This is a genomic window from Desulfuromonas sp. TF (assembly GCF_000472285.1).
In the GTDB taxonomy this organism is placed as follows: Bacteria; Desulfobacterota; Desulfuromonadia; order Desulfuromonadales; family ATBO01; genus ATBO01.
The window spans coordinates 357,629-378,390 of record NZ_KI421421.1 but is presented as its reverse complement, the minus strand read 5'-3'; the positions used below and the strand labels follow the sequence as shown (position 1 = coordinate 378,390).

Genomic DNA, 20,762 nt, shown 5'->3' with positions numbered 1-20,762 from the left:
GACATAGACTTTATAAATTAGAGACTCGCCCCTATGACTCCTTGAAGATAGTTTAGGATCGGTACCATCCCATTTAAAACAAACTTAAATTCATGATCTTAATGGATTTGCAATTTCATGTATTATCGTATTTAAATTTGCATGTTTCATAAAAAAATTAAATGTAGAATCTACGACTTGCAGTAGCCTTGTATTATTATCATATCCCAATATTGGTGGATTTATATCCTTTTTGTGTTGCAATTCGGCAAGACTATTAAGGAGAGATGTTATATTCCATACCTTGATATCGTCTCCAGAATGGTGAACATCTTTAATTTTTTGATGTAGGGTCTCTCTTGATATTCCTCCATTTACGTAATCATATCCATTCAGCAACAAGACTTTAACAAGGTAATAGTTTAGAAACAATGTTGAGCTATTACTTAATCCTGAAGCCAAGGACTCTAAGGCTCTTTGATGACGTCCTGAATATGCCCTTGTTTTGGTTTTTATCGCCTTTTGTACGAATAGAGGGTTATCTATATTTATAGAGCCTCCAGAGTCATCCAAAACTCCAGATTCACAACACACCTCTTTTAAAAGTTCTTGAAATACACCCACACTGCCAAATGAGGCTTTAGAACACCTTTCGATTATTTCTCTTGAAAAAATGATATTAAGATATTCGCTACCTTTCATAGCTATTTTAAAGAAATCTTTTTCTTCCCATGGCTCAACTGCGATTTCCTCAATCCTATCAAGCAAATCACCATTATATTGAGACATCCTATCCTTTTCGCGCCATACACCAAGAATAATAAATCTTATTCCTATTTCTTGAAATGTCCTCAAATCATACGAGAACTGTTTTTGGACTTCCTCTGACAAATAATGGAAATTCTCCAAGATTATCATTTTTTTGAGCTTGACCTTTTGAAGCAACTCTCCAATGTCCTGTGCCAATTCTAAATTGAAGGCAATTTCCTGATAACTGCTTGAGGTATTTCGGTTAGCAGAAGCCCCACCGACTGCCTCCAATTCTCCAGATCCAAACAGAGCAACAGCAGCCTTGATCTTCGCCTTTATTTCTGACTTAACTTGACTTCCCGTCCCTTCCGTATAAGAGGTCCTCATTATAATTTTTGCTTGCCTAAGAATGCTATGGTAAACGCCTGCCAATTCACTGTTCGGAGCTAGTCTTACAACTATGCTGTCATCGTAATCAACATATTTAGAGACTAATGCTGTTTTACCTTGTTTTGAGGCTCCATATACAACTATTTGCCTATCTGACTGGATAGCCATTTTCATTTTATTGTCAACATCGGTCCGCTCAACATAGGACTTAACCAATGAATTACCCACTCCAAAAACTTCTGTTAAATTGACTGGCAATTTACCCTCCTGTCCTGATCACTCTTAGTGAGTCTGGAATTATAAGATCTTCTGCAACCTCTTAGCAGTAGCAAGCATTAAAAAACCCATCTTCAATACGAAGATGGGCACAAAAGCCTTCTGCATGCAGAAAGATTAGCTTCTCTTCGGCGGCTCGGCTATCCATGTGAATGGATCCGTGGCTCTGCGTCCCTAGATTGCCCTAGGTTTGCTCTTATCGGAAAAACACGTGCTGTGGACCTGTGGCCGGAGCTCTATTGCAAGCCCCTTATAAGCGGCGGGACAAGAATGGGACAGCTCTCCTGCTGGAATTACATGTGCGAAGCATGCTAGTACAAATTCCTCTCATTTTCCAGAACTAATTCCCTTGGGCGTATACACCCGCCTAACAAGTTTCCCGTTGACTCCCAGAGTAAACTGCGCCTACTATTATTGCTGAAGGTAGGTTGTGCTCTGTCCTCCCCCCCCTCCTGGACATCACAGCCTGCCTTCTTTTTTTATCTATCTGAAACCCTTATATTGACAGCCAGGGGATTTCAAATCCTCTAGTTATTACGCTAATACTGCTAGTTGCAAGTTCGTGCTACAGATATGATGTTACTTGTTTGCTGATTTATATATTTTCAATGCTCGGAGGCAGGCATTTCATCATCCCGGTTGGCTAGCGTGAATTGACTTTTTAATTCATGCTAGACAAGCGGAACCCCTGCGTAAGCAGGGCCTGCATTTTATCTGTTGACTTCCACCACTGGAGGGACAGACTCGCCTTCCCCTCACCACCCATATCTCTCATTGCCCACCAGCTGTATTGCTCCTCTCGTGTGATATCACATCCGTCATAGCCACCGGTAAAGCCAGTCAATCAGCCGTTACTCCTCGGATTCCTCTTCCAAAACAGCTACCGCATGTGCCAGCTTACTCGGGTCCAGATGCATATAGATCATGCTGGTAGTAATAGAGGAGTGTCCCAAAAGTTCCTTGATGGTGAAAATATCCACCCCCTTGTTTGCCAGGCGAGAAGCATAGGTGTGCCTAGTAGCCGAGTGAATCACAAACTCCTTGTCACCCTGTAGCCCGATCTGCTTTCGTATCCAGGCCCAAGCCGATTCTGCTTGATGCTCTTTTAAGGTAAATGGCTTCTCTGGGTTGGCTTTCTGTCTTGCATGCAAGATGCTCCTGACCTTCTTGGTCATTGGCACCGATCTCGGCCGATCTCCCTTGTTTCGCCAAATATGAATCATGCCACTTGCATAATTCACATCCAGGTAGAGCAACTCCAAGCCTTCAGACAAACGCATACCAGTTCCAAGAAGTACCTCGACCAGATCTGCAAATTCCGCATAGTAGATCCGTCTACCTCCATGGTCCTGACGCAGAAGCTTCAATACCTCCTGTTCCTCCTCTTTGGAGAGAACCCTTATCCTACCCTTGGGCTCCTTTCTCAAATGGATGAAATCTGTCTGCTGCTTCATCTGCTTGAGGATTGTCTTGAGGGATGCAAGGTAGCGGTTGATAGTCGCGTTCTTACTCCCCCTGCCCTCCAGGTTCCGGGTTAACTGTTGCACAGTGTCCTCGTCTATCTTGCCTACTGGGACGTTACCGATCAGCTCAGCCAGGTTACATGCTCTCCTGTATGACCTGGTTGAATCTTTCCCATGCTTCCACTTCGCCTCGTAAGTCAGTTCGACTGCATCCAGCAAAAGGGTCTTTGATCTTTTCTCCTGAGGTGATTGCCTGGATTCCTTCAAGAGCCTGTGGCGCTCTGTATTCTCTATAGCTTTGGCCTCTCGCTTGGTGGTCATCCCAGTAGACTTGAATACTCGGATGCCATTCAAAGTGAAATTCATGTAGAACACTTTTCCTCGCTTATAGACGCTCATATCAGCCCCCTATCAGCAAAAGAGACAAACTGCCCATCGCCGATACAAAGATGATCGAGTAGCCTTAGCCCGAATAGGTCACAGCACTCCTTCAGCCGAGTAGTAATTTCAAGATCTTCTCTGCTTGGTGTCGGATCTCCCGAAGGATGGTTGTGTACCAGAACAATTGCTGCTGCAGAGGATAAGAGTGCGTTCTTCATTACCTCGCGTGGGTGGACTATCGAGGCCGAGAGAGAGCCTACAGAAACGGTGTCGATGCATTGGATCTTGTTCTTAGCGTCGAGATGTAGGGAGATAAAGTGCTCCTTGGTTTCGGAACTCAGATAGCGGAACAGGTTGAATACGTCGTTAGAACAGGATATGCGCCTGTTCAGTGGGTACTCGGGTGAGCTTTCCTTGATGGTCAGCGTCTCGAATACTGATTTGATGATTTTGAATCTGAGGGTCTTGGGTTTGGTGGTCATGGTGATATCTCCTTAAATGACAAAAGGCGGGAACGCTATCCTGGATGGATAGGGCTCACCGCCTTCAGTTGATGTTGCTGCTGTTGTTCAGTTGTTATGCGAAATCTTGAATTAATCTGCTCAGCAAGGTTGGGAGTGGTAGGGATCTCCAGTTATCTCCTACGCACTCCTCTATAGCCCAAGAACCTTGGAGAAAGATGCTGTCCACGGGATCTTGCTCACTCCCCATGTAGGTATCCAGTCCCACATAATCGAGTCTGCTGTTGATGGTTAACACATAGAGGGTTACTCCGGATTTGAAGCAGTGGATGTTGTCTGCTGTTCCTGCTGAGAGCCTGTAGGAAACGCATCCGTGCTCCAGCATTAAGCCTTGGTGGTAGTAGCCGAACTCCTGTGCTTCTTCCCATGTCATGGTGCGGATAGTTGGCTGGATCTGTGTCATTGTGAAACCTCCTCTCTAAAACGAGAAAAGGGGCTCAGCTTAATAGCCTGCCCCTTTCCCTCCTGTAATTGGATTCTCTTCTTTTTCTAGCCCCTGCCATCCTCCGGAGCGTACTTGATCATCAATGGTTTTCCTCCTCTGTTAAGTTCAAGAACTCCGACCTTTTCGGGTGAGCAGCATCTCCCATGCCTTACCTCCTTTCTGAATGTTACGGGAGGGACAAGTGGTCTTTGCCCCCCCCTTACACAGTGACTTTGTTTCCTTAGGTGGTATAATTACTTTAAATCACTAACAAAAAGGGAGATTTAAAAATTGTCGAATAACCGCCGCGAACAGATAGACATCCTTCTTGGAGAAAGTGACCTCCTGCATGATATTTTTGAATCAACCCATGATGGCATTTTAGTAATAGGTGAGGACGGAATCATTGCTTACAGCAATTTAGCTGCTGAGAAGCTGTTAGGCATTTCTCATGATGCCATGAATGGCGTTAAGGCAGAACAATTGCCTTTAAGAATGCATTACAGATCGTGTAAAGAGATACCACAGGAAAGCAAACCATTTGCTGCAGCATTTAGCAATGGGACCATAAAAGGACCAACACAGGTGATTCTTAAGCGTCCAGATGGAAGCACTCTACCAGTGTTATTCAACGTGCGAAGAAAAGATAAGGGAATTACAGTTGCAGTTCTTACTGACCATAGCGAAATGATGCGCCGACAACAACAAGCAGATGATTACTACAACCTACTTGCACACGACATACGAACACCGCTCACCGTTATCCTTGGCCACGCAGAAATTCTTAAAATCAACATGGGTAAAACTGAGGATCGATCAGTAAAAGCTATTATTGATGCGGTTAAACAACTTGAAGCATTTACAAAAGAGATGAGTGACCGCATGCTACTGGAGAGTGGCAACTTTAAGTTAGAAAAAGAGAATATTCAACTTATTGATGTGATAAAAGATGTGGTTTCCCAGATCGAACCAACCATGAAAAAACATAAAATACATCTTGATGGACCTTCTATACTAACTACTGTAAAGGCTGATAATTATCGATTAAAACGTGTTTTCTTCAACATTCTTACCAATGCAATAAAATATTCCCCAGAAGGTACAACAATTTTCATTACACTATGGGAGAATACTAAGGGGATTATGATAAAATTCACAAATCAAGGTCATGGTATAGAACCTGAAGACCTCAACTACATTTTCGACCCATTCTACATCACTACTGTAGGCAAAAACAAAGGTGGTACTGGACTGGGTCTCTACATTTCTCGTTTGATTATGGAAGCTCACGATGGTCGAATTTACGTTTCTAGTGATAAGGAAGAAACATCCTTCACGATACATCTCCCCAAGGGGTCATAGGTGAATCTCGGCCTCTCCATTATTCAATATGTAATCTGCTGCCCTTTGCGCCTGTCCTGCTGCGATGATAGCTAACTTCTTGTCTCCCTTGAGCACTCGTAACCATCCTTGGATATATGCTGCCTGATTCTCTATTGTCTCCTGCTCGATTCCTGCAATGCCGGCCAACATTGACGCTCCGAACTCGGCAACCAGCTCTTCTTGGGAATAAGCGTGACCGCCGAAGTAGGTAGGATCAGCGATGCCCTTACGACCTATGCGCTTCTCGTGTCCTGTGGAGTGGATTAACTCGTGGAATGCTGTTGCGTAAAAGGACTCTGGTGAGTGGAAGGATTCTCGGGTGGGTAGCTTCACATAATCCAGCATGGGACTGTAGCAAGCTCGATCTCCTCCATACTGGATATCTGGCCTGTTCTGCATATTCTCGATGATCTGCTCTGCTTGCTCGATGGGTGTAAAGGGATTGGATGTGGTTTCTTGCGGTGGGTGTGATATGCCTTCAGTCTGCTCCAGGTTGAAGACGTTGTAGTATCTGAGGAGTGGAATCTTGCCGGTAGTGGATTCTGTGTCTTGGTCATCGTTATCCTTCTTATCTATCCATTTCCAGAATACGATTAACTGGGACTTAGAACCTTTCTTCAGGCTTCCAAATTTGCCCTGTATTTGACGAAAGGTTAACCAGTATGGGGATTGATAGGGTGAGCAGTTAAGTAAGAATTGGTTTATTCCTCTGTAAGGCTTACCTGTTATGAGATTCCTTGCTCCTCCGCTGGATTTCCATGGTTTCAACCATGGGATCTCTCCTTGCTCCAGTAGATGCATGATCTGATTGGTTACGATCTCATAGACTTTGCTCATGATGGACTCCTCCTGTGGAATAGGCGCACGTATCCCTTGTCCTGGATTAGACGCAGTGATGGCGTGTAGTGGCATTAGTTCAGAGGTTGATTGGATGCTTGTTGCTGGAGGGATTTGATGAGGAGATTACTTGGAGGGCTTTGCAGTGAATCTTTCTTTGAGACATGCCTGGACGATTTCAATTAGATGTTGAGATGTTCCGAGGTGCATGCGGGTGGTGATGTCGATTTTTTCTTGTTCTGCCCAGATGATGTTTCGTTTTGCTTGGGTGAGGATGTCGTAAAGCTCAATGTCACTTTTCACTTTTTTAACTCCTTTCTACGTTAGGATTGATGTACGTTATGCAGAAAAGAAAAAAGCCCAACGGCTTTATGCCGAAGGGCTCTGAGAAACAGGGGGTGGGGTTGCTATATAGGCTTGGGAGTCCCGTTTCCTTTATATAGAGGTTGGGTCCCTCTGGAGGATATGGATATGTGAGGTGGGTACAGTTGCTGGGAGGAAATGATTAGGAGAGATCTATCTTGGGGCTTGCCGGTGAATCCTGTGTCTGGACAATTTCAATTGATATTTAAATGTTCCTATTTGCATATTTGACTGCTTAATTTTGTAGGTCAAACTTTATTTCTGAAATGAGCATAATAAAGGTCTCTGCACCCTCAGGGGTTATTTGAAAATCGGTGGCATGAACCGCTTTGTTGCGAACTCGTTTTAATTTTTCAAATCTTTTGAAGTTTTCAAGTGAAATTTTTTCATTCATCATCAATTGTTGCATTATAGTATATGAATCGTATTCAACAATATTACCTCGCATACCTCCAACTCTGCTAACTGGAACACCTTCTTGCACTGCTATTTCTTTTATTAAACTTTCAAATTCAATCCATGCTTCTAATATAGCTCCTCTAGGAGATAGGTCTATTAATTTAGTCTGATTTTCTGTGATAGGTGCTTTGTTCAAGTTTTGTGGTGAAGATAGGTGTAATTCTTCAAGATCCTTAGTGATATCAATTTGTGCATCTTTAAACTTTAGTGTCTTAATATTTTTCAATATTTCTAGTAAAGGTTCTCTAAAGTAGTAGGTTATAGCAACAAGGGTCACAGGCCAAGCCAATGATGAAATGATACTTGCAATAAATTCAAAGAAGTTCATTTATTACGACTCTCAATATTATTATGACAACTGACATCGTGAGCTTTAATTGATATAAGCAGGAGCCAATGTAGCCCAGACTCAACCTCAGGTCAAAATAAAACCCTCAAGCCCCCGCTAAGATCAGGACCTACTTCTTTTTCCCTCTAGCAGCTCTAGCCTTGGCCAGTCCAGCACCAAGATCACGATCGATAGCCATCTGGCGTCTACTTTCGGAATAGTCCTTAGCGGCAAGCTTCTGGCTAGCAGGGATGTTGAATTGTTTCTTATATTCTTTGGGAGTCATGTCGTGAGCACTCCGAAGATGTCTGCCAAGGGTCTTCATTCCTCCGCGACCACAAACTAAGCACACGATTTCTTTTTTACCAAAAGCCTTCTTCATGGACACAGCAGGTTGCTCTTCCGCCGCAGCAGGTGCTTCGGTTACAGCTTCTCCCTTTTCCATTTTGGAGAGTGCGTTATGGACTTCCTGGAGTTCTGCTAGGAGTTCTTCCCGAGTCATTGCAGATGTGGATGCGTGTGCGGATACGATGTTGGTTGCGAGTTCAAGTAAGGTAGGCATCGGTATTCTCCTATGGGCTTTTATTTTTAGGTGATAAGAAAGTTTATCATAGATCAATATCAACAAAATTACTAGTGACCTGTTTGTAAAGAGGAGACCCTTGAAATATAGCCCATATTTTACTTATCACCTTGTCACCTAATTGACCATTACGTGATTCTTTGCGCATGGTAGCTGGATTCTAGTGTTGATTATCTCTCCTGCTGGCTTGCACCGATTTACATAGCGGAATAGCGACTTGAGTTCTCTTGCATTTTGGATGATCGGAGAATTAACGAGTAGGAGAAGGATTACTTGGAAGGAGGTAAACTTGGTGCGTATCAGCCAACGACTGAATCCCTACCTGAGGATTTTGCCTGATATAGCTTTTCATCGAGAGCATGGATAAACCTATAGAAATCATCATTGATTTTCATCTGTCGAACACCAAAGCTAGCGGTTATTCCTGGAAAGTCCGGACAATGGATATCCTTTATTTTGCCTCTAATTCTTTCAGCCAGCTGTCTTGCACCTTCAAGGTCAGTCTCCGGACAAACAACAAGAAATTCTTCCCCACCCCAGCGGATAAGAATATCAGTTGCCCTAATGCTAAAAGTGGCCTTAGTTGCTACATCTTTTAAAACTGCATCACCCTTTAAGTGTCCAAATTTATCATTTATCTCTTTAAAATGGTCTAGATCAAACATAATCATTGATAACGGCCTTCCATATCTTTTCTTCCTAACTATCTCATCATTAATTATTTCATGGCCTCTTCTCCTATTAAACAAACCTGTCAAGCTATCATAATTGGCATACTTCAAAAGTCTTTGTATATCTATCCATCTGCGATATGAGAAAACTCCAAAAGAAACAGCAAGCATAATGGTTATGGATAAAACTATATCATCTAAATTCCATTCTTCATGGGATTTTGAAAACCTGTTAAATGAATCATAAATATTGAAATTAATAGCTAAATATACCGCAAGAGAAGATACGGACCCCAAAATTATGATATCTGTTAATACCCTCTTCTTTTCTCCATTTATTAATCTTTTCACTATGGTTTAATCTCCTTTATTATGGAGAATTTTTATCACAAATAAAAAACACCCACCTTCAAATGTGAAGATGGGTGCTCTGTACTTTCCGCAAAAATACAACGAATAGTAGCGATCACTCTCTTCGGCGGCTAGGCTATCCACATTGGACCCTTGGCTCTGCGTCACTGGATTGCTCCAGTTTTGCTATTGTCGGAAGAGTGTTACATGTTTAATTACCTAAAAATCTTGGCATGCTTTACAAAAAAACACAACCATTTAAATATGTATTCTTTCAGTATTTTCAAGAAATATCCATAGCTGAAAAATATTTGTCTTCATCATTATTATTTACTACATTGCTTCAGTTCAACTTACTTTTAAACGGTCTACCATAGACAGGATTCTTCACCTTAAGCCAATCCTTGGACCTCTTACCCTCCTGATATTTGGAATCGATTCTCTTGGATACGATACCCTCCAACCCAAGCCGACATGACTGCTCATAGACATCGTGGCCGTTACCGATAACGTGATCAGAATAGCGGAGGGTGGAGGTAATGCCGTCGGTCCTGTCCATGAGGATCTGGTGCAGGAGTTCTTTCCGGTGGACCAGCTGTACTCGCGAGAGGTCTGTGTAATCGAGGTGTACGATGTCGAAGAGGTAGAGCATCGGCATGGCTCTCTTCCCTCCCGAGATACACGACTGTAGCAACTCGAAATCTGTTCTCCCCTCTTGATCCATGCATACGAGTTCGGAATCCATAGCAGTGTTCTCAAGGCCAAGATCGTTTATGGCTGATGCAAGGGTCCGGAGCCTGTATGTCCAGTCGTAGCCATTACGAGTCCACAGACAGACTTTGCCATTGCGAATGGTGATGGTCATCCGGAACCCATCGTGCTTTATCTCGTGGAGCCACTGAGAGCCTTCTGGAGCGACTTTGGTAAGCACGGATAAGTGAGGGTCTAGCCGATAAGGAACTGGACCTGGACGAGAGCCTGTCAGAGTAGCAGGATTGATGATGTTCGATTTCTGAAGCATGGCGGAATCATTATACACTGAGTGCAGGGAGGGGGGCGACATGGGCACCGAGGAACAAGGCAGTATCTTAAGGTAGTAAAATAAACCTTAACTACTGCCCCTGGCTTACCCCTGCGTTTTGTTAACTAATTGATCCTGAGGCTATTCTGTGCTTCTGACGGTTAGAATCTTGTTTAGGATTCTGATGGTCATGCTGAGGTAAAGACTTACTGCAAGCCGGAACGAAAAGCCGGGGTTCGGAACTCCTTACGGGACTCCAGTTCCATATCTTCTGTGTTTGGGCCCCTCCGGTTGATGTTCCCTCTCCTCTGGGCAGCCTCCCTTGGGAAACGAGAATCCGCATAAACACTGGGCTAGCTCATATTCGTTATCCTTTATGGAGAAGGAAGGTAGGTGCTTCTCTGCTATGTGGCCTTCACAGTGCTAGAGCACTCCACTATATATACTCTATTATAGGATTGATCTTAACTACGTGATTGATATTACAATCTTTTTTAGCAAGATATAGAAGGTATCTTTTACGATAAGTGCTACCCAAAGTTATTATTGATGAAGCAAACCTAAGTATACCATTGCCCTTCTTTCCATAGTAGCTAATTATACCACCTTTACCTTGTGCTTCTGTTGTTTCTATCTCTTCTAATATTAGTGATAATTCAACTCCTTTAGCTTTTACATATTCGGATACTTTATCTACAAATGCTTGCTTCATTGCTATATGTACAACTTCGGAATCACTATCCTTGCAGATAAAACTGTCATGAACACATAGGATTGGTATCTTTTGTGCTGTCATATTCTTTATAACTTCTTCAGCAATGCTGGAGTCCAGAGCTTGAAGCTTTAAGCCAGTGCTTTTATTTATGAAATCAGATATAGGATCATGGTGTTCTTTCAACTCCTTTAGCATCTGCTCAAGATTTGGTATCTGCTCTGGGTAGTTATCAGGGTCTTCAAGCATCTCATCCGTCAATTGATCTTCTACAGCAGCTAAGCACTCCTGATCACTCTTACAGTTTACGGAGGTTAACATCAGCAGTTTATATATCCTTCTCAGTTTGGCAGGGTCGTTATGCTTCGGTATGATATAAGGTTCTTTATCACCTAATTTTAAGCCTTTAAGAGCGTAAAGCAGATGTATGTGCAATCCACTGAAATCGAACTCCACTACATGCTCACCTTCAATAATGATGCGCCTTCTTAACTCCTCAGGACAGCTTTGCCACCATGGCCCATACCATCTCCCGCCAGATTCAAAATTCTCAGTAAAAACCCTATAGGAGCGCTTTCTTGACAAGTCTATCCGCAACGGATCTAATTGCTTTTCAGATGGTGTATGGCCAGCCTTGAATTTCCTAACATATCGATATCCATGCGTATCGATGTCTATGTAAGTATTGCCAATTAGATTGTTGTAGTCAGTTACTACCTTACGCATTTTGATTGTTAACTTATTGTCGAGATAGTCCTTCTTAGGCTTTAGTTTTACTACTTTTTTACCTATTCTCTCTTTCCTGGTTTTTTCTTTGAGTATTATTACCTCTTCATCACTCCATGTGGTGATCATCTTGGGCTCGATACCATGGTCCTCCAGGAAAGCTATCAATGCTTTTTCGGCCTTCATTTTTGATCCAACACGGAAGTCTGTCTTCTCGTCACGAAAGCCCTTCTTCATTTCAACATAACCAAGCTCGGATAATCTGTCCGTGATATTCTTAACAACCTTAAATGATATGCCAAACCAGTTATACCTTTGAATGCTTTCATAGAAATTAGGATTTCTGTAGAATTGTATATACCTCTTCTTGTCACCCTTGTAGCAGTGGTATAGGTCCAGGATCAGTACCTTGGCTTGTTTCTCAGCCAGATATCCCCTGTAATCCATCAATCCGCAAAGATCCCTTATAGCAACTGCAACACGTCTGTTCTCACTATATCTATGCACGTTCAACGGTCGATAGTTTCTGTATTTCTTACCTTGGGAATCATTAACTTCGATAATTACGCTCTTGCTGCTCATAGTGGATGTCTCACATTAATAAGACCGGAAAACACATGCCGGGGTTACGCATAGTTTCAAAACCCTTTTACCTATGACCTTTTCTCTTCTCATCGCATTTAGCCAATTTGAAATCCATATAGGCTTTTTTCCTAATCTCGAATCTGATCAATCCTCCTCCAGAAAAGTCTATAATCCTCAGGAAATTATTTTGACTTAATCTGATTCACAAATTAGTCTCACGGGCAATTATGTTATTGGGTCATGCCTTTCCCCACCCTCCTGGCATGGCCCTTTTTTTATGCTTTTCCCTGTAAAACAAATCTGGATGTGGGCAATGATTTCCAACTTCTATTCAAGACTATTTCCATCCTTAATAATGTTAGACTTCTTCGTATTGAAGCCTTATAGATACTGGGTTTGAAGGCTATTTCACACGCAAATCTGGACTAAGGGAAAAGGGGGAAAAAGTACCCTTACAAGCTCTACCGACATGTCTGTGATTACAACGTTTACCCACGCCAGGGACAGAAAAGCCCCCATACAAAGTACAGGGGCTCCCTGCCATACCAGTTGTTGTTAAGCCGTATTTGCCTTCTTTTTTTCTTGGGCTAGCCGAACAACCGCTTCATCGAAGGACTTGCTGTAACCGAGAATTTCGACATCCAAGGTTAAGTTCCCTTTTCGAGGAAATTTGACATCATCAGGTATTGATGCCACCCGATGTATATTTGTTTGTCCATCGGACAGGATGATGTATTTGGGCATGTAGTTCTCCTCAGGCCAGGGATGAAAGGCTCAGGGTAACCCCAAAGGCGCAACATTGATCAGTCGGCCTTGGCGATTGCCTTCTTCTTGGCCTCCTTTTCAGCCTTTTTTGCTACATAGGTATCCCACTTCTGTTGAAAGAGATTATTGATATCCTCATTGGTGACATCCTTGAACTCTTTGGTACGACGATAATGAATCATCGCAGCAGTATCCAGTTCCTTACGAGCAGCGGTGTACAACTGACCCCTGACGCGATCCTCAATATCAAGAGGCGCAATAGCCTTCTTGATCCGAGCCTGCCACTTCTCGTCATTCGGGAGCTCATCGCCCTTGGCAAGCTCCACGAGTTCGATAATGAGGTTAGTCATAAGACCAGGAGCAACACCAGCATCCTTGAGCATATTTTCGATATCGGGCATTTTTTTAACCTTTCTCAACGCTCATAGGCGTTGTACCAATCCACCATTCCTGATAGATTGACAATACACATTGTTTCACCCAAATGACCCCTTGCGGCTGTTGGCGCAGCTTCAGGGGGTCGCATCTATTAGGCCGTGCGATTGCACGACTTCCATTCCTGACTCACCTCCTTTCTTATTTAGATATCGAGCCATTCGACACCTGAACCGTCCTTCTCAAGTGCCTTCATTATTTCAATTGCCAATTCTTCCTCCTCCAAAAGCTTCGCAACTGAAGGATAGACTTGATGATAAAATTCCAAATTGTCATCATTTTTGTAGAGGAGGTATTGCCCCTTAAGTGTTTTATATAATGATTGTTGTTCTGGAAAACTGCTCGAATCTTCTTTTCGCATCCTGGTTCCCGAAGCGAGCAATTTTCCCTGAAAGGCTATATATTTACCATCTGGTGCACCATCCTGATTAAACCGATTGCCAATAAACAATTGAACCTTCTCTGTCTTTTTGGCCTCGATATACGGAAGGACTCCCTGCATTAAAATCTCACTAACCTTGTCATTGTGCAGGTCAGCAAGATCTTTTGCCTCTTGGAACTTCTCAGCTTGCTCATCGGTCGCATGTATCGATATTTTCTTACTCATTTCCTGAAACCTCCCGAGTTTGAAACCATCAGTATACCTTGGTATACCACAATCTACCTCAGTGCGTTTGCGCTGTCAACAGCTTTTCGCATCACAGCCCCAAACCTGACAATCGCAGAAATACAGTATTACGAAAGGATTATGCACCAGTAGTAATTAGATCCACCAGATGACCACAGGCTCTCAGCACGTCTACCCCGAATTAGATTTTCTTACATTTTGGAGGAATAGACTTCTTGATTCTTAGCGGCATTCGTGGCAAGATCAGAGAAAATATTTAAACCGCGTTTTGCTACACATTGCGCTGCCGTTGGCATTCTAAGTGCTTGAAATTATTATGCCAGCACAGGCTCCGGCCTTCGGCACCAGTCAGCAGATAAAGGGGATCGGGTCGATAGCCCGATCCCTTCTGCATTCAAACCTCCGCCGTACGATCAGCTTCATCGACAAAATTCCTTTCTGTTAAAATTCTTAAACCTCCAATCATCAAAGCACTGTCCAGTAATGAAATACAGATAAGCAAAGCATGTCATCCACAAAATAAAACACATCAAAGTTCTGAGCCATTAAGGTGGTCAAAATTAATTTAGCACCCATATAATGCGCAATATCTAAACAAATACAATAAAGGATAAGCTACCGATTTATATATACTTTTATCGAAGTTCAAGTTTTTGGCAGAACGCTACTTCCATCACTATTTCACCTATTTACAACCTGAGGATATACCTGTTTTCATGCGTTATCCACAGACGGTGTGGATAACGCTCCTGAAGTCCCGGAAAGTACTTTGTAACCTCAGAAAAGCCTTAATGGTTGAATTATACCGGGAGAATTTTCGCCTGTTCCAGAGGCTCCCGTCTCTTGCTCAAGGACAATTTTCAATTGAACAATGGCACTATATTTGCTTGATTACATTAGAAATGATTTCGATTGCAGGAGGTTTTTTTTGTTATTTGAAAGAGATCTTGTGGTCAAAGAGCGATTGGCCAGGGAATGCTATTGGGTCGGTCAAGAAGGTGAATTCCTGCTTTATGATTCCTTTCACAAACCTATCGAGACCGTGAAGGGAAAAATCGTGAAGCTGATGGATGGGGAAGATTCCCTGTATGCCATTATCGAAACGGAGCGGGGCATGAGGCCTGGGCGGTTGTGCCGTTCCGCCATTCGGCAGAATGGACACTGAACGATTCAGCGGAATGCCGAACCAATGGTTCAGAAGGTTGAATCTTTTTCGGAGGCGTGCTAGATTTGCCCACGGCTTCCGGCGATAACGAAACAGCATTGCGGGCCGGGAGGAGACTCCTGGCCCCTTATCTTTCCGGGCCAAAACCCGGGCCAAAGGAGAAAAACCATGAGCCAGCAGAATCCCGTGGTCCTGATGCAGACGTCCAAGGGTGATATCACCATCGAGCTGGATGCGCAAAAGGCCCCCCTCACGGTGTCTAATTTCCTCGGCTACGTCAAGGAAGGCTTTTATGACGGAACCATCTTCCATCGGGTCATTGAGAATTTCATGATCCAAGGCGGAGGAATGACCGCCGGGATGGAGCAGAAAAAGACGAAAGCGCCGGTCAAGAACGAAGCGGACAACGGTTTGAAGAACAGCCGGGGGACCATCGCCATGGCCCGCACCCAGGTGGTGGACAGTGCCACGGCCCAGTTTTTCATCAACGTGGTCGACAACGATTTTCTCGACCATCAGGCTAAAACCCCTGCGGGATACGGCTATGCCGTCTTCGGGCGGGTCATCGACGGGATGGACACGGTGGACGCCATCCGCAAAGTCCCGACCGGCAGTAGCGGCATGAATCAGGACGTTCCCAAGGAACCGGTGACCATCACGAAGGCGACGGTGGTTGAATAACCTTTCAGATCGAAAGCCGGAGCATTGCGCTCCGGCTTTTTTGATTGATGAAATCACTATCAGTTCATATATTCCAATTCATCATTAATACCTTCGCAACGCGGAAAAACTTCCACCGGGAGATGCCGTGCGCTGGACGGGATGGATCGATCGTCTTTTTAGATCCTATTACTCGCTCAAGTTCTATCCTTTTCGCAAGGAGAGGCTGTCTCGCCGCAAGGAAGGGGTAGCCTCGGGGTTTGTCGGTATCCAGATCGACGGCCTCTCCTGTCCCCATCTGCGCCAGGCATTGGCCATGGGGTACCTGCCCAATATTGAGCGTCACCTTAAGCGGGGCTACGGCCTGCGCGAATACCAGGCCGGACTGCCGAGCACCACACCCGCAGCGCAGGCGGCCATCTTCTATGGGGACGGCAGGGGTGTTCCGGCCTTCCGCTGGTTCGAAAAATCGACCAACCAGCTCATCAGCTGCAACGACCTGCGCCATGTCCAGTATTTTCGTGAACGTCTCTTTCAAGGGCGGGAGGGCCTGCTGGCCGGCGGATCCTCCTACGCCAATATCCTGGACGGAGAGGCGTCCCGCAGCGTATTCACCGTCTCCTCTCCTCATCCGCAAACGCTTTTCGGGCGATTCGGCGGGCTGCGCGTTCTGCTCCTTCTCCTGCTCCACCCCCTCCGGGTCTGCCGCATGGCCGCCGCTTCGGTGGTGGAATATTTCGCCGAACTCTACGACCGCTGGCATTTCCGCAAGAATCGAAGCTGGCAGCTCAGCGAAGGACTCTTCCCTTTCATCCGGATCTTCTGCAACGTTATTCTCAGGGAACTTCAGACCTTCGGAGTCATTGCCGACATCTACGCCGGCGTGCCCGCGATCTATACCACCTACAGCGGCTATGACGAGCTGGCCCACCATTTCGGGCCGGGTTCCCGGCCGGCCCTGAAGAACCTCAAACACACGGACATGCGCATCGGCGAAATCATGCGCATCCTGCGTCACGCTCCAGGCGCCCGGTATGAACTCATCATTCTCTCCGATCACGGCCAGACCCCCGGCTATCCCTTTGAGAAACGATTCGGGGCCACCCTCGGCGATGCGGTGAGTGCGTTTCTGCGACAGAACCAGGAGGCCGCCGTCTCTTCCGGACCCCTGGAATTCACCGGAGTCCAGCTCGGATACCTGCAGGATGAACTGGAGGCGAGACCGAAGGGAATGCGTCATCGCCTGTACCGTGCCGTAATGAGACACCTGCAGTACAGAATTAGACAGATGGTGCCGGAAACTCTCAAGATCGACCCGGAAGGAGGCGTGGTCATCACCTACTCGAGTTCCCTGGCCCATCTCTACTTCACCGGCCGTCCGCACCGGCTGACGTGGCAGGAGATCAGGGAGAATCAACCGCTGCTGCTGCGCTTTCTCTGCAGGCACAAAGGAATCGGCTTTGTCATGGCGAAGGGGGAAGGAGAGAAAATCTGCTTTTTTCATCGAAACGGACAGGTGCAGGTGACCCCCGAGGCGCCGCCCGCGGCCGGGGATCTGTCATTTCTGAGGATATATGGAGAGCCGCACAAGCTCCTGCCCGAGCTGTGCCGATTCGCAGCCGATGACAGCTGCGGCGACCTTATTCTGTTTGGTGTCTATGACGGAAAACAGATCGCCTGTTTCGATGAACAGGTCGGTGGACACGGCTCGGTGGGAGGCGAACAGTCGCGCCCCTTCCTCATTCTTCCGCCGGGCCATCCCCTCATCGGACGCGAAGAGCTCAGCGGCTACGAATTTCTCCACTGGGAGCTGTTCCGCCCCTACGTGCGGCAGTCCACGAAACCATAGGCATTCTGACGCATCAGTATTTTACGCTGATGATGTATTTGAGATAGCGCCCTTCGGGAAAAGTGACCGGATAGGGGAAGTCTTCGGGCTGGGCGGCGACGCGGATGACCCACAGCTCGCTCCCCGCCTGCAGGGCAGCGCGTCGAAGCTCCTTGAGATAGTCGGCCAGATCGACCTTCTGATGATTGGAGGAGGTGATCAGCAGCCCGCCCGCAACCAGCAGCGGCAGGGAGGCTTCCACCAGATCCGAGGTCCCGCCGCGGGTGGTGAAGCGGCTCTGGCGGGTCGTGGAGAAGGAGGGAGGATCCATGAGGATCAGGTCGAAGAGGCGTCCCTGCCGCTGCAACTCCTTGAGCACCGCCAGGCAGTCCCCTTCGATGAATTCGTGCCGTTTGGGATTGAGTCGGTTGACGGAGAAATTCTCCTTCGCCCAGTCGAGATAATGGGCCGAGGCATCGACGCTGGTCACCCTTTCGGCGCCGGCCGCGGCGGCGGCCACGGAGAAGGCGCCGGTGTAGGAGAAGAGGTTGAGAATCCGCTTCCCACGGCAGCGCCCCATCAGGTCACGACGGTTGGCGCGCTGGTCTAGGAATAGGCCGGTATTGAGCTCCTCCTCCAGGGTAACCAGAAAATCAAGGCCGTTTTCGCGGACCGTCACCCGCCCCGGGGCTGCCGTCCCGGCGAGAAGTCGGCTGTACTTCTTGCCTCTGCTTTCCCCCGCCAGTTCGCGCGTCTTCTGCGGGCGAAACTTCTCATAAATTCCCGACGGGGAGAAGACCTGCTGCAGGGCGGAGGTCACCAGCGGCAGATACGGTTTCCAGGCCGCCGAATAGAGCTGAACCATGAGGTGCTCGCCATACCGCTCGACGGTGAGGCCGGGCAACCCGTCTCCCTCGCCGTTCACCAGACGGTAGGCGGTGGTCTCCGTCAGGTCGGCATGGTCGCGGCGCAGGGCCGCGGCTCTCTCGACGCGCTCCTGCACCCAGGGACGGTCCAGACGCATCTTCCCGTGCCCCAACACCCGGGCCACCACCCGGTCCTCCGGATCGAGCAAAGCGGTGGCCAGAACACGGCCCCGCTCATCGGTCAGCTCGACCAGATCCCCGGAACGCCCCTTCGGCCATTTCCTGGTAAAGCGGTCGGCGATGACCCACGGATGCCCGAGTTCCAGCATCCGCACGGTCTCCGGTCCGACGATATAGCCGCCCTTCATATCTGGTGTTCCCTTCGAATTATTATCATCGCTTATTGTTCCCCAAATGAATTTTCGCCCTGATGCATTCTGGAAACGATCACAAGCTTTTCACCGCAAAGACGCAAAGGGGGCGCAAAGAAAAATCTCCTTTTGTTAGAATGTCTTTGCGATCTTCGCGCCTTGAGTGAGCGAAGCGAACGGGCGGTGAGAAACAACCTAGTCAGAAAAATCCGGACCAAAGCAAAACGCCTTCCGCCTTGTCTCACTCCTGTGATAGACTCCCCTCTCTCAAACAGCAGCGATACGGAGTGGAAATGGGCGAGACGGTAAAATCGAAGGGCGAAACGGTCATCGAGCGGATCATGCAGGAGCTCGATCCGGGTTCGGAGCGTTACCAGGTGCTGGCGGTCGCCAAGCGCTTCAAATCCTCCTGGGTGGAACTGGGGGAGCAGCTCATACAGGTCAACAGCCGCGGTCTCTTCCGCCAGTGGGGATATGATTCCTTCGAGGATTACTGCGCCCGCGAGGTGCGCATCCGCAAGCCGACCGCCCAGAAGCTCACCCAGGCCTACCATTACCTGGAAAAAGAGGAGCCGGAGCTGCTCGCCCGGCACGCAGAGCTCAAGCCGCTCCCCGATTTCCGTTCGGTCGATCTGCTGCGCCAGGCGCGGGAGGAGCGTGAGTTCTCCGAGGAGGAGTATGCCGAGCTTCGCCGGGCGGTGGTGGAGGAAGACCGCAGCCACCCCACGGTGCTCAAGCGTTTCAAAGAGGTCGCGACAAATCGGGAGAACGGTCCCGACCAGGTGCAGCTCCTCAGGAGCGGCCTCAGCGCCGCCCGCCGCCTCGAAACGATCATCGACCAGCTCGACCAGGTCTCCACCGAACAGCGCCAGATGGTCGGCGATCTCATCCTTCAGCTTGAGCGCGAGATCGAAAGGAGTCGCTCTCTGGAGGCGGAAGAGTAGAGATGGCGTTGATTCTGTAAAATCTTCAAAATAATTTTCTTATCGCTCCATTTTCAGCCTTGAATTTTTCAATGGCATTCATAGTCTCACTGTTCATCGTTCCATCAGCCGAGCCGGTGTAATAACCCAATTTTTGTAATACGATTTGAACCTCAATGATTTCCTGCTTGGACAATGAAAGCTTTTTAGTACGTATTACCGGATCTCCAGTTTTAATTTCTGAAATAATTTGTTGACTCTCGCCAGACTCATTAAGGCTCTCGATTTTCGGCGCCCTTGCCCCGAATGCTTGAGCTCCTTCAGATGTGATCTCCGAAAATTTCACATACTTGCTATATTCTTCGGCAAATCGATCAATATATTGGTTCCCTCCCCTGTTGGATTTGGCTTCAACATTAAATACAATTCTACCCGGTTCCGTTTCTTTTAGCTCATATTTAAATTCCACGAAATTCGTTGTAAAACTTCTTGAATCACCTGTTGTATTCGTGCTCCGATCGATTCCAGCATCAATCTTGCCGACATCCCTATTTGAACTGTATATGTCTAGATCGCTTTCTTCTATAACACGGTGCGCCATCTGGAAAGACTCATCAAAGCTGGATCCGTTTATTACAAATTCTCTCTTCACTGGAGGGGAGAAACTACCTAATGATAATTCCCCCCCAGCGCAACCTGTTAGAGCAAACACAATCGCAGCTATGGTCATTCCTCTAAAAAATTTGTACATACCTTCTCCTTTGGTTTCCTGAACTTTTCGTTCGCCGCATATTGAATACAATTTATGTGCTCTTGCCAATAAAATTCCAAGATGCAGAAACTTTAAAAGTCAAATGAACCTTTGGCCGCCTGCCAAGACCATGCAAATTTATCTGGATCTGCATCATACGTCAAGCA

General features: G+C 46.6%; 20 protein-coding genes and 2 riboswitches. Of the genes, 4 read left to right on the top strand and 16 right to left on the bottom strand.

Features of this window, described 5'->3' with window-relative positions; all coding sequences use genetic code 11:
- Window positions 1-90: 90 nt before the first annotated feature.
- From DTF_RS0113035 to DTF_RS0113010, 4 genes are all read right to left on the bottom strand, one after another.
- Complete coding sequence (locus DTF_RS0113035) at window positions 91-1,377, bottom strand: hypothetical protein (protein ID WP_027715677.1); 1,287 nt, start codon at window positions 1,375-1,377, stop codon at window positions 91-93.
- Between the two features lie 145 nt (window positions 1,378-1,522).
- Window positions 1,523-1,600: riboswitch (cyclic di-GMP riboswitch) on the bottom strand.
- 646 nt (window positions 1,601-2,246) lie between these two features.
- Window positions 2,247-3,257, bottom strand: coding sequence for a site-specific integrase (locus DTF_RS0113020; protein WP_027715675.1), 1,011 nt, complete (start codon window positions 3,255-3,257; stop codon window positions 2,247-2,249).
- Window positions 3,254-3,721, bottom strand: coding sequence for a RadC family protein (locus DTF_RS0113015; RefSeq protein WP_035057019.1), 468 nt, complete (start codon window positions 3,719-3,721; stop codon window positions 3,254-3,256). The genes DTF_RS0113020 and DTF_RS0113015 overlap by 4 nt, the downstream gene beginning before the upstream one ends.
- A 94-nt stretch (window positions 3,722-3,815) precedes the next feature.
- A complete protein-coding gene (locus DTF_RS0113010; RefSeq protein ID WP_027715673.1) occupies window positions 3,816-4,163 on the bottom strand; it encodes a hypothetical protein in 348 nt (115 codons plus the stop codon).
- 312 nt (window positions 4,164-4,475) lie between these two features.
- Between DTF_RS0113010 and DTF_RS0113005 the strand changes: the two genes are divergently transcribed.
- Entirely contained in the window at window positions 4,476-5,546 is a 1,071-nt protein-coding gene (locus DTF_RS0113005) for a PAS domain-containing sensor histidine kinase (protein ID WP_027715672.1), read from the top strand.
- Here the strand turns inward: DTF_RS0113005 and DTF_RS0113000 are convergent.
- The 10 genes from DTF_RS0113000 to DTF_RS0112955 all read right to left on the bottom strand — a co-directional run bounded on the left by DTF_RS0113000 (window position 5,541) and on the right by DTF_RS0112955 (window position 14,010).
- Window positions 5,541-6,404, bottom strand: coding sequence for an ArdC family protein (locus DTF_RS0113000; protein ID WP_027715671.1), 864 nt, complete (start codon window positions 6,402-6,404; stop codon window positions 5,541-5,543). The two genes, DTF_RS0113005 and DTF_RS0113000, sit on opposite strands and share 6 nt — an antisense overlap.
- 126 nt (window positions 6,405-6,530) lie before the next feature.
- On the bottom strand, window positions 6,531-6,707 hold the full coding sequence (locus DTF_RS26605) for a hypothetical protein (protein WP_155890813.1): 177 nt from the start codon (window positions 6,705-6,707) through the stop codon (window positions 6,531-6,533).
- A 295-nt stretch (window positions 6,708-7,002) separates the two neighbouring features.
- On the bottom strand, window positions 7,003-7,554 hold the full coding sequence (locus DTF_RS0112990; protein ID WP_027715670.1) for a hypothetical protein: 552 nt from the start codon (window positions 7,552-7,554) through the stop codon (window positions 7,003-7,005).
- Window positions 7,555-7,684: 130 nt separating this feature from the next.
- Entirely contained in the window at window positions 7,685-8,116 is a 432-nt protein-coding gene (locus tag DTF_RS0112985; protein WP_027715669.1) for a MucR family transcriptional regulator, read from the bottom strand.
- Window positions 8,117-8,436: 320 nt separating this feature from the next.
- Window positions 8,437-9,159 carry a GGDEF domain-containing protein gene (locus DTF_RS23460; RefSeq protein WP_155890812.1) on the bottom strand — a complete coding sequence of 241 codons (723 nt, stop codon included), beginning with the start codon at window positions 9,157-9,159 and terminating at the stop codon, window positions 8,437-8,439.
- A 123-nt stretch (window positions 9,160-9,282) separates the two neighbouring features.
- A riboswitch (cyclic di-GMP riboswitch) is annotated at window positions 9,283-9,357 on the bottom strand.
- Window positions 9,358-9,502: 145 nt separating this feature from the next.
- A complete protein-coding gene (locus DTF_RS23455) occupies window positions 9,503-10,180 on the bottom strand; it encodes a hypothetical protein (RefSeq protein WP_051361284.1) in 678 nt (225 codons plus the stop codon).
- A 436-nt stretch (window positions 10,181-10,616) separates the two neighbouring features.
- On the bottom strand, window positions 10,617-12,200 hold the full coding sequence (locus tag DTF_RS0112970; RefSeq protein WP_155890811.1) for a hypothetical protein: 1,584 nt from the start codon (window positions 12,198-12,200) through the stop codon (window positions 10,617-10,619).
- Window positions 12,201-12,758: 558 nt separating this feature from the next.
- A complete protein-coding gene (locus tag DTF_RS0112965; protein WP_027715667.1) occupies window positions 12,759-12,947 on the bottom strand; it encodes a hypothetical protein in 189 nt (62 codons plus the stop codon).
- A 59-nt stretch (window positions 12,948-13,006) separates the two neighbouring features.
- On the bottom strand, window positions 13,007-13,369 hold the full coding sequence (locus tag DTF_RS0112960; RefSeq protein WP_155890810.1) for a hypothetical protein: 363 nt from the start codon (window positions 13,367-13,369) through the stop codon (window positions 13,007-13,009).
- A gap of 179 nt (window positions 13,370-13,548) precedes the next feature.
- Window positions 13,549-14,010 (bottom strand): hypothetical protein, encoded by a 462-nt coding sequence (locus DTF_RS0112955; protein WP_027715665.1) that lies wholly within the window; start codon window positions 14,008-14,010, stop codon window positions 13,549-13,551.
- A 1,354-nt stretch (window positions 14,011-15,364) separates the two neighbouring features.
- Between DTF_RS0112955 and DTF_RS0112945 the strand changes: the two genes are divergently transcribed.
- Together DTF_RS0112945 and DTF_RS0112940 are read left to right on the top strand one after the other, a co-directional pair.
- Entirely contained in the window at window positions 15,365-15,877 is a 513-nt protein-coding gene (locus tag DTF_RS0112945; RefSeq protein ID WP_027715663.1) for a peptidylprolyl isomerase, read from the top strand.
- A gap of 127 nt (window positions 15,878-16,004) precedes the next feature.
- A complete protein-coding gene (locus DTF_RS0112940; RefSeq protein WP_027715662.1) occupies window positions 16,005-17,705 on the top strand; it encodes an alkaline phosphatase family protein in 1,701 nt (566 codons plus the stop codon).
- A 13-nt stretch (window positions 17,706-17,718) separates the two neighbouring features.
- Here DTF_RS0112940 and DTF_RS0112935 read toward each other — a convergent pair whose 3' ends face one another.
- On the bottom strand, window positions 17,719-18,918 hold the full coding sequence (locus DTF_RS0112935; RefSeq protein WP_027715661.1) for a class I SAM-dependent rRNA methyltransferase: 1,200 nt from the start codon (window positions 18,916-18,918) through the stop codon (window positions 17,719-17,721).
- Window positions 18,919-19,214: 296 nt separating this feature from the next.
- On the opposite strand from DTF_RS0112935, the gene DTF_RS0112930 reads away from it, so the two are divergent.
- Window positions 19,215-19,865: a hypothetical protein gene (locus DTF_RS0112930; RefSeq protein ID WP_027715660.1), complete on the top strand. Its 651-nt coding sequence runs from the start codon at window positions 19,215-19,217 to the stop codon at window positions 19,863-19,865.
- Window positions 19,866-19,890: 25 nt separating this feature from the next.
- Here DTF_RS0112930 and DTF_RS0112925 read toward each other — a convergent pair whose 3' ends face one another.
- Entirely contained in the window at window positions 19,891-20,595 is a 705-nt protein-coding gene (locus tag DTF_RS0112925; protein ID WP_027715659.1) for a peptidoglycan-binding protein, read from the bottom strand.
- Window positions 20,596-20,762 lie beyond the last annotated feature (167 nt).

Coding starts and splice junctions, on each gene's coding strand:
- DTF_RS0112925 (WP_027715659.1), bottom strand. CDS start 20,595: ATGTACAAATTTTTTAGAGGAATGACCATAGCTGCGATTGTGTTTGCT.
- DTF_RS0113000 (WP_027715671.1), bottom strand. CDS start 6,404: ATGAGCAAAGTCTATGAGATCGTAACCAATCAGATCATGCATCTACTG.
- DTF_RS0112955 (WP_027715665.1), bottom strand. CDS start 14,010: ATGAGTAAGAAAATATCGATACATGCGACCGATGAGCAAGCTGAGAAG.
- DTF_RS0113010 (WP_027715673.1), bottom strand. CDS start 4,163: ATGACACAGATCCAGCCAACTATCCGCACCATGACATGGGAAGAAGCA.
- DTF_RS0112945 (WP_027715663.1), top strand. CDS start 15,365: ATGAGCCAGCAGAATCCCGTGGTCCTGATGCAGACGTCCAAGGGTGAT.
- DTF_RS23455 (WP_051361284.1), bottom strand. CDS start 10,180: ATGCTTCAGAAATCGAACATCATCAATCCTGCTACTCTGACAGGCTCT.
- DTF_RS0112970 (WP_155890811.1), bottom strand. CDS start 12,200: ATGAGCAGCAAGAGCGTAATTATCGAAGTTAATGATTCCCAAGGTAAG.
- DTF_RS0112990 (WP_027715670.1), bottom strand. CDS start 7,554: ATGAACTTCTTTGAATTTATTGCAAGTATCATTTCATCATTGGCTTGG.
- DTF_RS0112930 (WP_027715660.1), top strand. CDS start 19,215: ATGGGCGAGACGGTAAAATCGAAGGGCGAAACGGTCATCGAGCGGATC.
- DTF_RS0113020 (WP_027715675.1), bottom strand. CDS start 3,257: ATGAGCGTCTATAAGCGAGGAAAAGTGTTCTACATGAATTTCACTTTG.
- DTF_RS0112960 (WP_155890810.1), bottom strand. CDS start 13,369: ATGCCCGATATCGAAAATATGCTCAAGGATGCTGGTGTTGCTCCTGGT.
- DTF_RS0112985 (WP_027715669.1), bottom strand. CDS start 8,116: ATGCCTACCTTACTTGAACTCGCAACCAACATCGTATCCGCACACGCA.
- DTF_RS0112965 (WP_027715667.1), bottom strand. CDS start 12,947: ATGCCCAAATACATCATCCTGTCCGATGGACAAACAAATATACATCGG.
- DTF_RS0113015 (WP_035057019.1), bottom strand. CDS start 3,721: ATGACCACCAAACCCAAGACCCTCAGATTCAAAATCATCAAATCAGTA.
- DTF_RS0112935 (WP_027715661.1), bottom strand. CDS start 18,918: ATGAAGGGCGGCTATATCGTCGGACCGGAGACCGTGCGGATGCTGGAA.